11 protein-coding genes and 1 tRNA gene are annotated in these 12,357 nt (G+C 62.0%); 5 read left to right on the forward strand and 7 right to left on the reverse strand.

From position 1 onward, the window contains the following. Nucleotides 1-25 precede the first annotated feature (25 nt). The 7 genes from pheT to QUG03_RS12890 all read right to left on the reverse strand — a co-directional run bounded on the left by pheT (nucleotide 26) and on the right by QUG03_RS12890 (nucleotide 7,000). Nucleotides 26-2,383 carry a phenylalanine--tRNA ligase subunit beta gene (pheT, locus tag QUG03_RS12860; protein WP_500820161.1) on the reverse strand — a complete coding sequence of 786 codons (2,358 nt, stop codon included), beginning with the start codon at nucleotides 2,381-2,383 and terminating at the stop codon, nucleotides 26-28. Between the two features lie 21 nt (nucleotides 2,384-2,404). Next, nucleotides 2,405-3,388 (reverse strand): phenylalanine--tRNA ligase subunit alpha, encoded by a 984-nt coding sequence (pheS, locus tag QUG03_RS12865; RefSeq protein ID WP_107800246.1) that lies wholly within the window; start codon nucleotides 3,386-3,388, stop codon nucleotides 2,405-2,407. Nucleotides 3,389-3,543: 155 nt separating this feature from the next. Then, entirely contained in the window at nucleotides 3,544-3,903 is a 360-nt protein-coding gene (rplT, locus tag QUG03_RS12870; RefSeq protein ID WP_019103240.1) for a 50S ribosomal protein L20, read from the reverse strand. Nucleotides 3,904-3,915: 12 nt separating this feature from the next. Next, nucleotides 3,916-4,113: a 50S ribosomal protein L35 gene (gene rpmI, locus QUG03_RS12875; RefSeq protein WP_019103239.1), complete on the reverse strand. Its 198-nt coding sequence runs from the start codon at nucleotides 4,111-4,113 to the stop codon at nucleotides 3,916-3,918. A 167-nt stretch (nucleotides 4,114-4,280) separates the two neighbouring features. Beyond that, nucleotides 4,281-4,805 (reverse strand): translation initiation factor IF-3, encoded by a 525-nt coding sequence (gene infC, locus QUG03_RS12880; RefSeq protein ID WP_081556240.1) that lies wholly within the window; start codon nucleotides 4,803-4,805, stop codon nucleotides 4,281-4,283. Nucleotides 4,806-4,846: 41 nt separating this feature from the next. Next, nucleotides 4,847-6,748 (reverse strand): threonine--tRNA ligase, encoded by a 1,902-nt coding sequence (gene thrS, locus QUG03_RS12885; protein ID WP_500820162.1) that lies wholly within the window; start codon nucleotides 6,746-6,748, stop codon nucleotides 4,847-4,849. A 175-nt stretch (nucleotides 6,749-6,923) separates the two neighbouring features. Beyond that, nucleotides 6,924-7,000 (reverse strand) — tRNA-Val (locus QUG03_RS12890). 160 nt (nucleotides 7,001-7,160) lie between these two features. Here QUG03_RS12890 and tgt point away from each other — a divergent pair. The 5 genes from tgt (at nucleotide 7,161) to QUG03_RS12915 (ending at nucleotide 12,347) form a co-directional block, all read left to right on the forward strand. Further along, a complete protein-coding gene (gene tgt, locus QUG03_RS12895; protein ID WP_107800248.1) occupies nucleotides 7,161-8,276 on the forward strand; it encodes a tRNA guanosine(34) transglycosylase Tgt in 1,116 nt (371 codons plus the stop codon). Between the two features lie 131 nt (nucleotides 8,277-8,407). Beyond that, nucleotides 8,408-8,734: a preprotein translocase subunit YajC gene (yajC, locus tag QUG03_RS12900; protein WP_043633815.1), complete on the forward strand. Its 327-nt coding sequence runs from the start codon at nucleotides 8,408-8,410 to the stop codon at nucleotides 8,732-8,734. Between the two features lie 68 nt (nucleotides 8,735-8,802). Then, complete coding sequence (secD, locus tag QUG03_RS12905; protein WP_107800249.1) at nucleotides 8,803-10,650, forward strand: protein translocase subunit SecD; 1,848 nt, start codon at nucleotides 8,803-8,805, stop codon at nucleotides 10,648-10,650. A 9-nt stretch (nucleotides 10,651-10,659) separates the two neighbouring features. Continuing rightward, entirely contained in the window at nucleotides 10,660-11,595 is a 936-nt protein-coding gene (gene secF / locus QUG03_RS12910) for a protein translocase subunit SecF (RefSeq protein WP_107800250.1), read from the forward strand. Between the two features lie 107 nt (nucleotides 11,596-11,702). Continuing rightward, nucleotides 11,703-12,347 carry a DedA family protein gene (locus QUG03_RS12915; RefSeq protein WP_107800251.1) on the forward strand — a complete coding sequence of 215 codons (645 nt, stop codon included), beginning with the start codon at nucleotides 11,703-11,705 and terminating at the stop codon, nucleotides 12,345-12,347. Nucleotides 12,348-12,357 lie beyond the last annotated feature (10 nt).

Below are 12,357 nucleotides of genomic sequence, written 5' to 3' on the forward strand. Positions count from 1 at the left end.
CCGCGGCGGGCTCCACGCCTTGGGCTCAGCGCAACTGAGCGCCCAGCTCGGCGGCAACGCCGTCCAGCAGGGCCTTGAGCGCCGGCTCCACGTCTTCGTCGGTCAGCGTGCGGCTATTGTCCTGCAACATCACGCGGAAGGCCAGACTCTTCTTGCCCTCTTCCACGCCTTTGCCGCGATAAACGTCGAACAAAGCCACTTCGCTGACGATGGCGGCGCCGTGTTTGGCGAAGCAGGCCAGCAATTGGGCCGTTTCCACCGCCTCGTCCACCACCAGCGCCAGATCGCGGCGCACCGCCTGGAACTTGCTCACCGGCTGCGCCTTGATGGGCTGCCGCGCTTCCGCCGCCGCCAGGTCAAGTTCGAACAGCACCGGCGCGCTGGGCAGATCGTATTGCTGCGCCCACTTGGGATGCAGTTCGCCGATCACGCCGACAACCACGCCGTCCACCAGCACTTCGGCGCAACGGCCCGGATGGAAGGCCGGATGCGCGGCCTTGCAGAAATCCGCGCGCCGCGGGTGCAACAGGGCTTCGACATCGGCTTTGACGTCGAAGAAATCGACGCGTTCAGCCTTGACGCCCCATTGCTCCGGCAAGCGCGGACCCCAGGCGAGGCCAGCCACTTTTTCCGGCTGATCGAACCAGTCGGCGGATTTCTTGAACACGCGCGCCACTTCGAACACGCGCACGCGCGGCTGCTTGCGGTTGAGGTTGCCCACCAGCACGTCCACCAGGCCGCCGATCAGCGTGGAGCGCATCACGCTCATCTGCGAAGCGATCGGGTTGATCAGGCGCACCGGCTGCTCGTTGGCGGCGAAATCGCGCTCCCAGGCCTCGTCGACAAAGGCGTAGCTGACGATTTCCTGATAGTCGCGCGCCGCCAGCAGATGGCGGATCTGATCGCGCGGCCGCAGCTCTTCCCGCTGCGCCAGCATGCGCATGCCGGAACGCGGCGCGTCGGCGGGGATCGCGTCGTAGCCGTATACCCGCGCCACTTCCTCGATCAGGTCTTCCTCGATCGCGATGTCGAAGCGGAAGGACGGCGCCTCCACGGTGAAGACTTCGCTGTCCAGACGGTGCGCCAGGCCCAGCCGGCCCAGAATTTCACCGATCTGCGCGCTGCTCAAGCTCACGCCCAACAACTTGGCGCAACGCGGCACGCGCAGCGTGACCTCGCCGCGCCGCGGCAGTTCGGCCACGGCCTCCACCACCGGACCCGGCTGACCGCCGCAGATGTCCAGCACCAGGCGGGTGGCGCGTTCCATCGCTTCGCGCTGCAGCTGGAAGTCCACGCCGCGCTCGTAACGGAAGGAAGAATCGGAACCGAAGCCCAGCTCGCGCGCCTTGCCGGCGATCGCTTCCGGCGCGAAGAAGGCGCTTTCCAGGAAAATATCCGTGCTGGCGGCGGTGACGCCGCTGTGCTCGCCGCCCATGATGCCGGCGATGGCCAACGCCTTGGTCTGGTCCGCGATCACCATGTAATCGGACTTGAGCTTGACGGTTTTCTCGTTCAGGCACAGCAGCTCTTCGCCGTCCTTGGCCATGCGCACGACGATGCCGCCGTCCAGCTTGGCCAGGTCGAAGGCGTGCATCGGCTGGCCTTGTTCCAACAATACGTAGTTGGTGATGTCGACCACGGCGGAAATCGAACGCAGGCCGGCGCGCTCCAGGCGGCGGCGCATCCATTCCGGCGTGGCGGCGGCGGCGTTGACGCCCTTGAGCGCGCGGCCCAGGTAGCGGCCGCAGCCAGCGGCGGCGTCTATGCTCACCGACAGCGCGTCGTCGATGACCGGGGCCACCGCGGGAATGGCCACCGGCGCCAGTTCTGCGCCGGTCAGCGCCGCCACTTCGCGCGCGATGCCGCAGATGGACAGGCAGTCGGCGCGGTTGGGGGTGATTTTCAGCGTGAACAGCTGGTCGTCCAGGCCCAGGTAGTCGCGTATGCTCTGCCCCGCCGGCGCGTCGGCCGGCAGCACCAGCAGGCCGTCGGCCTCGTCCGGCACGCCCAGCTCCTTGCCGGAGCACAGCATGCCGTTGGATTCGACGCCGCGCATCTTGGTCGGCTTGATCTTGAAATCGCCGGGCAGCGCGGCGCCGGGCAAAGCGCACGGCACTTTCAGGCCGACGGCGACATTGGGCGCGCCGCAGACGATCTGCACCAGTTCGCCCGTGCCCACGTCCACCTTGGTCACGCGCAGGCGGTCGGCGTTTTCGTGCTGGGCCACTTCCTTGACTTCGGCCACCACCACGCCGCTGAAGGCCGGCGCGGCGGCGTTGACTTCTTCCACCTCCAGGCCCGCCATGGTCAGCAGGTAGGACAGCTCGTCGGTGCTCAGCGACGGATTAACCCAGCTTCTCAGCCATTGTTCGGAAAATTGCATAGTATTCGGCTCCGTACGCGATCAGTTGAACTGTCTCAGGAAGTTGAGGTCGTTCTCGAAGAACAGCCGCAGGTCGTTGACGCCATAGCGCAGCATGGCGAAACGATCGAGACCGATGCCGAAGGCGAAGCCGGTGTAACGCTCCGGGTCGATGTTGACATTGCGCAACACATTGGGGTGCACCATGCCGCAGCCGCCCACTTCCAGCCAGCCGCGCTCGCCCAGCACGTCGATTTCCGCCGAGGGCTCGGTGAAGGGGAAGAAGGACGGACGGAAGCGCACTTGCAGATCGTCGCGCTCGAAGAAACGGCGCAGGAAGTCGGTCACCACCGCCTTGAGGTCGGCGAAGGACACGCCCTCTTCCACCCACAGGCCTTCCATCTGGTGGAACATCGGCGAATGGGTGGCGTCGGAGTCCACGCGGTATACGCGGCCCGGGGCCACGATCTTGATAGGCGGCTGATTGTTCATCATGAAGCGCGCCTGGATCGGGCTGGTATGCGTGCGCAGCACGTCGCCGCCTTCCACGTAGAAGGTGTCGGCCATCGCGCGCGCGGGATGGTTTTCCGGGATGTTCAGCGCCTGGAAATTGTAGAAATCGGTTTCGATCTCCGGGCCGTCCGCCACTTCAAAACCCATGGTGCGGAACAGGCCGGCGATGCGCTCCAGCGTCAGCGCCACCGGGTGCAGGCCGCCGCCGTTGCTGCCGCGCCCCGGCAGGGTCACGTCCAGCGCCTCGGCGGCCAGTTGCGCCTCCAGCTTGGCGGCGTTCAATTGGTCGAGGCGCTGCTTGTGCGCGGCCTCAAAAGCCTGCTTGGCCACATTGATGGTGGCGCCGGCGGCCTTGCGCTCTTCGGCGGGCAGCTTGCCCAGCTGTTTCAGGAGTTCGGTCAACTCGCCGCTCTTGCCCAGATAGCGGGCCTTGACCTGCTCCAGTTCAAGAAGATCGGCCGCCGCGGCTACCGCGGCCAGACCGGATTGGAGAATCGCGTCAACGTTGTTCATCGTGTTCCACACCGTATGCGAAAGAAAGCTGGCCACACGCGCCCCAGCACTCGGGCGAGTCTGGCCAACCGTCTTGATCTTGAGTCATGCCTGCGGCCGGGCCGCATCAAAAAAAAGGGAGGCAAGATTGCCTCCCTTTTGATCCGTCCGGGCGATTAAGCAGCGAGGCTTGCTTTCGCCTTTTCGACGATCTGTGCAAAAGCCGGCTTGTCGAACACGGCCAGGTCGGCCAGGACCTTGCGGTCGATTTCGATAGAGGCTTTTTTCAGGCCGTTCATGAATTTGCTGTACGGCAGGCCGTTTTCACGAGCAGCTGCGTTGATACGAGCAATCCACAGTTGACGGAACTGACGCTTTTTCTGACGACGGTCACGGTAGGCGTACTGACCGGCTTTCATCACCGCCTGTTTGGCGATGCGATAGACGTTCTTCCGGCGGCCGCGATAGCCTTTCGCCAGTGCGAGGATTTTCTTGTGACGAGCACGAGCGGTTACACCGCGTTTTACGCGTGGCATATCTTAGTCTCCTTAAGCGTAGGGCATCATTGCGCGAACAGAGGCCATATTGGTGCTATCTACCATGGTAGTACCACGCAGTTGGCGCTTGTTCTTGGTGGTTTTCTTGGTCAGGATGTGACGCTTGAACGCGTAAGAGCGCTTTACACCACCATTGCCCAGTACTTTGAGACGCTTTTTCGCGCTCGACTTGGTTTTCATTTTCGGCATGGACTGCTCCTGCTGAATTTTGATTAGATTAGACGCGAGGTGGCTGCCGAACGAATCCGGAAACGCTTGAAAAACCATCGTGTCACGCTTTTGGGCAGATCGTTGCCGACCTACAAAATCAACACGGCAGAGCGAACCCTGCCGTGTCAGTTTGATGATTATACCGATTATTTCTTCTTCGGCGCAATCATCATGACCATCTGGCGGCCTTCCAGCTTGGGAAACTGCTCAACCACCGCAATTTCGGACAAATCGGCTTCGACACGCTTAAGCAACTCCAAACCGATGTTCTGGTGGGCCATCTCACGACCGCGGAAGCGCAGGGTGACCTTGGCTTTGTCGCCGTCAGCCAGGAATCGGGTCAAGTTGCGCAACTTGACGTTGTAGTCGCCGTCGTCGGTGCCCGGACGGAACTTGATTTCCTTGATCTGAACCTGTTTCTGCTTCTGCTTGGCTTCGTGACGCTTCTTGGACTGCTCGTACTTGTACTTGCCGTAGTCCATCAGCTTGCATACCGGAGGCTGCGCGGTCGGGGAAATCTCCACCAGATCCACATCGCCTTCCTCCGCCAGCGCCATTGCCTCACGCAGACTGACAACACCAATCTGCTCACCTTCTTTACCTACCAGACGAATTTCACGGGCGGTAATCTCGCCGTTGATCCGTGCTTCGCGTTCCTGAGCTATAGCCAAATCTCCTATTAATCTAAACTCAATGCCTGCCGTCGCCGGAATCAGGCCCCAGGCATCTCAGCCTTGAGGCGCGCAATCAGCGCATCCAGCGTAAGCTGCCCCAGGTCTTCCCCGCGGGAGCGTACGGCAACCAACTCGCCAGCCTTCTCCTTGTCGCCGACGATGATCTGATACGGCAACTTTTGCAGACTGTGCTCGCGAATTTTATAGCCGATCTTCTCGTTTCTCAAGTCAAGATCAACGCGGAAGCCATGTTCGCGCAGTTTGGCGGCCACATTGGCCGCGTATTCGGCCTGCGCTTCGGTGATATTCATCACCACCATCTGCACCGGAGCCAGCCACAAGGGGAAGGCGCCGGCGTGGTTTTCGATCAGGATGCCGAGGAAGCGCTCCAGCGAACCCAGCGCCGCGCGGTGCAGCATCACCGGACGCTTGCGGCTGTTGTCGTCGGCCACGTATTCGGCGTCCAGACGCTCCGGCAGCATGAAGTCCAGCTGCAGGGTGCCACACTGCCAAGAACGGCCCAGCGCGTCCTTGATGTGGTATTCGATCTTGGGGCCGTAGAACGCGCCCTCGCCTGGCAGCTCTTCCCACTCCACGCCGCAAGCGCGCAGCGCTTCGCGCATGCCTTCTTCCGCCTTGTCCCAGGTGGTTTCTTCGCCGATGCGTTTTTCCGGACGCAACGCCAGCTTGATCGCCACCTTGTCGAAGCCGAAGCGCTCGTACACTTCCATCACCAGGCGATGGAAATCCTTGGCCTCCTGGTTGATCTGGTCTTCGGTACAGAAGATGTGGCCGTCGTCCTGCACGAAGCCGCGCACGCGCATGATGCCGTGCAGCGCGCCGGACGGCTCGTTGCGGTGGCAGGAGCCGAACTCGGCGTAGCGCAGCGGCAGATCGCGATAAGAGCGCAGGCCGCTATTGAACACCTGCACATGGCCCGGGCAGTTCATCGGCTTGACCGCGTAGTCGCGCTTTTCCGATTCGGTGATGAACATGTTCTCGCGGTAGTTGGCGGCGTGGCCGGAACGCTCCCACAGATGGGCGTCCATCATCATCGGGGTGCGGATTTCCTTATAGCCTTCGCGGTTCAGCTTCTCGCGCATGTATTGCTCGACGCTCTGCCACAGCTGCCAGCCCTTGGGATGCCAGAACACCATGCCCGGCGCCTCGTCCTGCAGGTGGAACAGGTCCAGTTGCACGCCCAGCTTGCGATGGTCGCGCTTTTCCGCCTCTTCCAACATATAGAGATAGGCGTCCAGGTCTTCTTTCTTGGCCCAGGCGGTGCCGTAAACGCGCTGCAGCATTTCATTCTTGCTGTCGCCGCGCCAGTAGGCGCCGGCCACCTTCATCAGCTTGAACACCTTGAGCTTGCCGGTGGACGGCACGTGGGGGCCGCGGCACAGGTCGGTGAATTCGCCCTCGCGGTACAGGCTCAGCACTTCGCCCTGCGGGATGGATTCGATGATCTCGGCCTTATAGGCCTCGCCTATGCTCTTGAAGTAGGCGATGGCTTCGTCGCGCGGCAGCTCGTAACGCTCCACCGGGATGTCTTTCTTCGCCAGCTCGGCCATTTTCTTTTCAATGGCGGCCAGGTCTTCCGGCGTGAACGGGCGCTTGTAGGCGAAATCGTAGTAGAAGCCGTTTTCGATCTCCGGCCCGATGGTGACCTGGGCTTCCGGGAACAGCTCCTTCACCGCATAGGCCAGCAAGTGGGCGGTGGAGTGGCGGATGATGGACAGGCCGTCCGCGTCCTTGTCGGTGACGATGGCCAGGTCGGCATTGCGGTCGATGGCGTAAGAGGTGTCCACCAGCGCGCCGTCCACGCGACCAGCGAGCGCCGCGCGAGCCAAGCCTGCGCCGATGGATGCGGCCACTTCATGAACCGTTACCGGTTTATCGAACGAACGGATCGAGCCGTCCGGCAAGCGAATGTCTGGCATGTCAACTCCAACAAGGCGAGAGAGAAATTTTTAGAAAGCGTAGGATAAAAAAAAAGTGCGGCCTGAGCCGCACTTTTTTTGCATGGAACAACCCGCAAGGCTCAGCTAGCGTGAGTATGTCGGGTTGTGGTAGTTCGCAAGTTGGACACTTGTAACGCTCCATGCGTTTGAATTTTGGTAGGCACGATTGGACTCGAACCAACGACCCCCACCATGTCAAGGTGGTGCTCTAACCAGCTGAGCTACGTGCCTGTCGTCGAGCTGCGAATACTAAACAAGCCCGCTACGCTTGGCAAGCGTTTTTTTCATCCGCCGCGAGGAAGAAACCGCGACAAAGCCCCAGCGGGCGCGGCTTACGGTATACTAGCCGGCTGATTTTGCTAAACAAACATACCAGAGCAATCCCCGAATCATGCTGAAGTTTACCGTACATAAAACCTCCGGCGGCGCGCGGCGCGGCACGCTGGAGCTGAACCACGGCACCGTGGAGACGCCGGTGTTCCAGCCGGTGGGCACTTACGGCTCGGTCAAGGCGATGAGCCCGGTCGAGCTGAACGACATCGGCGCCCAGATCATTCTGGGCAACACTTTCCACCTGTGGCTGCGCCCGGGCCTGGAGATCGTCGAACAGTTCGGCGGCCTGCACGAGTTCATCGGCTGGGACAAACCCATCCTCACCGATTCCGGCGGCTTCCAGGTGTTCAGCCTGTCCGATATGCGCAAGCTGACCGAGGAAGGCTGCACCTTCCAAAGCCCGATCAACGGCGACAAGCTGTTCCTGAGCCCGGAAATCTCGATGAAGATCCAGACCGTGCTCAACTCCGACATCGTGATGCAGCTGGACGAGTGCACGCCGGGCCAGGTGGATCACGCCACCGCGCAGAAGTCGCTGCAGATGAGCTTGCGCTGGGCAGAGCGCTCGCGCCGCGCCTTCGACGATCTGAAAAACCCCAATGCGCTGTTCGGCATCGTCCAGGGCAACCTTTATACCGATTTGCGCCAGGAATCGCTGGAAGGCCTGATGCAGGTCGGCTTCGACGGCATCGCCATCGGCGGCCTGTCGGTGGGCGAGCCCAAGCCTGAGATGTACCGGATGCTGACCGAGTTGAAGGACATGCTGCCGGCGGAGAAACCGCATTATCTGATGGGCGTGGGCACGCCGGAGGATTTGGTGCACGGCGTGGCCAACGGCGTGGACATGTTCGATTGCGTGATGCCGACGCGCAACGCGCGCAACGGCTGGATCTTCACCCAGTGGGGCGACGTCAAGATCAAGAACGCGCGCTATAAGGACGACAAGAAGCCGCTGGACGAGGAATGCGAGTGCTACGCCTGCCGCAACTTCAGCCGCGCTTACCTGCATCATCTGCACCGCGTCGGCGAGATTCTGGGCGCCCGCCTCAACACCATACACAATCTGCATTATTACCAGGAGCTGATGCGCCAGATGCGCCGCGCCATCGAGGAAGACCGTTTCGAGGACTTCCGCCTGGAGTTCGCCGCCAAGCGCGCCCGCGGCGTCAACTGAGGAACCACCTGCGCGGTCGGCCTGTCACAGGCCTGACCGTCGCAAGCATTGGAAAAAGCGGACCAGCATGGCTACAATGGTCCGTTTATTTCGACCAGCCATAACAATACATAATCTAAGGGAGTAGTTTGATGTCCTTTATCAGCCCCGCCTTCGCCAACACCGGCGCCGCAGTAGGAGGTTTCGACCTGATGGGCTTCCTGCCCATGATCGCCATCTTCGTGCTGTTCTGGTTCCTGATGGTGCGCCCGCAGCAGAAGCGCATGAAAGAGCATCAGAAGATGCTGTCGGAAATCCAGAAGGGCGATGAAGTCGCCACCCAGGGCGGCATCGTCGGCCGCGTGGCCAAGATCGGCGAACAGTTCCTGACTCTGGAAATCGCCAACGGCGTGGAAATCACCGTTCAGCGCGGCTCGGTTTCCGCCAAGCTGGAAAAAGGCACGCTGAAGTCGCTGTAAGGATTCAGCCGACGGCCACCGCAGCGCGCTGCCGGTGGCCGGTTCATTTTCTTTTCCCGAACTAAAACATGAACCGCTACCCTCTTTGGAAATACCTCGTCATTGCGGTGGCCCTGATCCTTTCCGCGATCTACACGCTGCCCAATTTCTACGGCGAGACTCCCGCGGTCCAGGTCTCCAGCTCGCGCCAATCCATTCCGGTGGACACCGCCGTGATGACGCGCGTGGAAGAGGCGCTGAAAGCGCAGAACATCTCTCCCGACGGCCTGTTCCTCGACGGAACCAGCCTGCGAGTCCGCTTCAAGGACGCCGACACCCAGCTCAAGGCGCGCGACGCCATCCAGCACGCGCTGGGCGACAACTACATCATCGCGCTTAATCTGCTGTCCGCCTCCCCCGCCTGGCTGACCAGCCTGAAGGCGCATCCGATGTTCCTCGGCCTCGACCTGCGCGGCGGCGTGCACTTCCTGCTGGAAGTGGACATGAAGGCCGCCATCGACAAGACGATGGAACGCTACGCCGGCGACTTGCGCCGCGAGCTGAAGAACAAGAAAGTCCGCTACGGCGCGATCAAGCGCAACGGCAATACGCTGGAAGTGCAGCTGCGCGACGCCGACACGCTCAAGGCCACTCAGGACGTGGTCTACCGCAGCCTGCCCTCGCTCACCGTCAAGAGCGACGACGGCAACTACCGGCTGACGCTGACCCTGAAGCCGGAAGAGATCACCAAGATCCAGGGCGACGCGGTCAAACAGAACATCACCACGCTGCATAACCGCGTCAATGAGCTGGGCACCTCCGAGCCCATCATTCAGCAGAACGGCCCCAACCGCATCGTGGTGCAGCTGCCCGGCATCCAGGACACCGCCCGCGCCAAGGACATCATCGGCCGCACCGCCACGCTGGAAGTGCGCATGGTGGAAGACGACCCGAGCAAGATGGCCGACGCGATGGCCGGCAACGTGCCGGCCGGCTACGAGCTGCTGGACGAAGCCTCTTCCCGCGGCGTGCAGAAGATTCTGGTGCGCAAGGACGTTGAACTGACCGGCGACAATATCAACGACGCCCAGGCCGGCTTCGACGAAAACGGCGCGCCCGCCGTCCACATCAATCTGGACTCCGCCGGCGCCTCCATCTTCCGTCAGGTGACCGCCGAGAACATCGGCCGCCGCATGGCGATGGTGCTGGTGGAAAAAGGCCGCGCCGAAGTGGTGACCGCTCCGGTGATCCGATCCGAAATCGGCGGCGGCCGCGTGCAGATCTCCGGCAGCATGAACCCGGCCGAAGCCAACGACACCGCCCTGCTCTTGCGCGCCGGTTCGCTGGCCGCGCCGATGAACATCGTCGAAGAACGCACCGTAGGCCCGAGCCTGGGTCAGGAAAACATCGAGAAAGGCTTCCACGCCACGCTGTGGGGCTTTGCCGCCATCGCCACCTTCATGGTCCTGTACTACGGCATGTTCGGCGTGTTCTCCGCGCTGTCGCTGGCGATCAACGTCTTCCTGCTGCTGGCGCTCTTGTCCATGATCCAGGCCACGCTGACCCTGCCCGGCATCGCCGCCATCGCGCTGGCGCTGGGCATGGCCATCGACGCCAACGTGCTGATCAACGAGCGCATCCGCGAGGAGCTGCGCAACGGCGTGCCGCCGCATTCGGCGATCCAGGCCGGTTACACCCACGCCTGGCACACCATTCTGGACTCCAACGTCACCACGCTGATCGCCGGCCTCGCGCTGCTGATCTTCGGCTCCGGCGCGGTGCGCGGCTTCGCCGTGGTGCACAGCCTGGGCATCCTGACCTCGATGTTCTCCGCGGTGGTGATTTCCCGCGGCCTGGTCAACCTGTGGTACGGCCGCCGCCGCAAACTGACCACGCTGGCCATCGGCCAGGTGTGGAAACCGGAAAACAAAGGATAAGGACCGGATATGGAGCTTTTCCGCATCAAACGGGACATCCCGTTCATGAGCTACGGCCGGCTCACCACGACCATCTCGCTGGTGACCTTCATCCTGGCCATCTTCTTCCTGGCCACCCGCGGCCTGAACTACAGCGTGGAATTCACCGGCGGCACCGTGCTGGAGGTGCAGTACCAGCAGTCCGCCGACCTGGGCGCCATCCGCGACAAGGTGGACGAGCTCAAGCTGGGCGAATCCACAGTGCAGAGCCTGGGCAGCAGCCGCGACGTGATGATACGCCTGCCCAACAAGCCGGGCGTCACCTCCGCCCAGCTGTCGGAAAAAGTGATGGCCATGCTCAAGGCCGGCGATCCTCAAGTGCAACTGCGCAAAGTGGACTTCGTCGGCCCCAGCGTGGGCGAGGAACTGGTGACCCACGGTCTGACCGCCACCATCCTGGTGTGCGTGGGCATCATGATCTACCTGGCCATCCGCTTTGAATGGCGTTTCGCCATCGCGGCCATCATCGCCAACATGCACGACGTGGTGATCATCCTGGGCTGCTTCGCCTTCTTCCGCTGGGAGTTTTCGCTGACCGTGCTGGCCGGCATCCTGGCGGTGCTGGGCTACTCGGTGAACGAATCAGTGGTGGTGTTCGACCGGATTCGCGAGAACTTCCGCAAGCCGGGCATGAAGGGCCACAGCGTGGCCGAAGTCATCGACAACGCCATCACCGCCACGATGAGCCGCACCATCATCACCCACTTCTCCACCGAGATGATGGTGGTGTCCATGCTGCTGTTCGGCGGCCCGGCGCTGCACGGCTTCGCGATGGCGCTGACCATCGGCATCGTGTTCGGCATTTACTCCTCGGTGCTGGTCGCCAGCCCGATCGCCCTGTGGCTGGGCGTGAAGCGCGAACATATGATCAAGCCGGTGAAACCAAAAGAAGAAGCGGTCGTCTGATCACTTCCCTCATGAGCCTCATTTAAAAAGGTTCTGATTGCTGGCCGGCTTGTCCGGCCAGTTTTACTTTCAACCCGAGCAGCACCCTTACCGAGCGCAACGACATCATGGAAGCCATCACTTTTCTGATCGACTTCATCCTGCACATCGACACTCATCTGTCCCAGCTGGTGGCCGCCTACGGCCCCTGGATCTACGCCATTCTGTTTCTGATCGTGTTCTGCGAAACCGGACTGGTGGTCACCCCCTTCCTGCCCGGCGACTCGCTGCTCTTCGTCGCCGGCGCGCTGGCGGCCATGGGCCAGATGAACCCGCACTTGCTGGTGCTGCTCCTGATCGTCGCCGCCATCCTCGGCGACGCAACCAACTACGCCATCGGCCGCAACGTCGGCATGAAGCTGTTCGACAAGTTTCCGCGCATCCTGAAGCCGCAATACCTGGACCGGACCCACGCCTTCTACGAACGCCATGGCGGCAAAACCATCATCTTCGCCCGCTTCGTGCCCATCGTGCGCACCTTCGCGCCCTTCGTCGCCGGCATCGGCAAGATGCACTACCCGCAGTTCCTGCGCTACAACGTGGTGGGCGCCATCGCCTGGGTGGTCGGCTTCACTTATGCCGGCTATTTCTTCGGCAACCTGCCCTTCGTGCGCAAGAACCTGGAATTGCTGATCTTCGGCATCATTCTGGTCTCCTTCTTGCCGGGACTGATTGAAATCTGGCGCCACAAGCGCGCGGCCGCCCGCGGCTGATCCGTAGTAG

This window comes from Chromobacterium sp. CCUG 30098, from assembly GCF_059916605.1.

Coding starts and splice junctions, on each gene's coding strand:
- pheT (WP_500820161.1), bottom strand. CDS start 2,383: ATGCAATTTTCCGAACAATGGCTGAGAAGCTGGGTTAATCCGTCGCTG.
- pheS (WP_107800246.1), bottom strand. CDS start 3,388: ATGAACAACGTTGACGCGATTCTCCAATCCGGTCTGGCCGCGGTAGCC.
- rplT (WP_019103240.1), bottom strand. CDS start 3,903: ATGCCACGCGTAAAACGCGGTGTAACCGCTCGTGCTCGTCACAAGAAA.
- rpmI (WP_019103239.1), bottom strand. CDS start 4,113: ATGCCGAAAATGAAAACCAAGTCGAGCGCGAAAAAGCGTCTCAAAGTA.
- thrS (WP_500820162.1), bottom strand. CDS start 6,748: ATGCCAGACATTCGCTTGCCGGACGGCTCGATCCGTTCGTTCGATAAA.
- tgt (WP_107800248.1), top strand. CDS start 7,161: ATGCTGAAGTTTACCGTACATAAAACCTCCGGCGGCGCGCGGCGCGGC.
- yajC (WP_043633815.1), top strand. CDS start 8,408: ATGTCCTTTATCAGCCCCGCCTTCGCCAACACCGGCGCCGCAGTAGGA.
- secD (WP_107800249.1), top strand. CDS start 8,803: ATGAACCGCTACCCTCTTTGGAAATACCTCGTCATTGCGGTGGCCCTG.
- secF (WP_107800250.1), top strand. CDS start 10,660: ATGGAGCTTTTCCGCATCAAACGGGACATCCCGTTCATGAGCTACGGC.
- QUG03_RS12915 (WP_107800251.1), top strand. CDS start 11,703: ATGGAAGCCATCACTTTTCTGATCGACTTCATCCTGCACATCGACACT.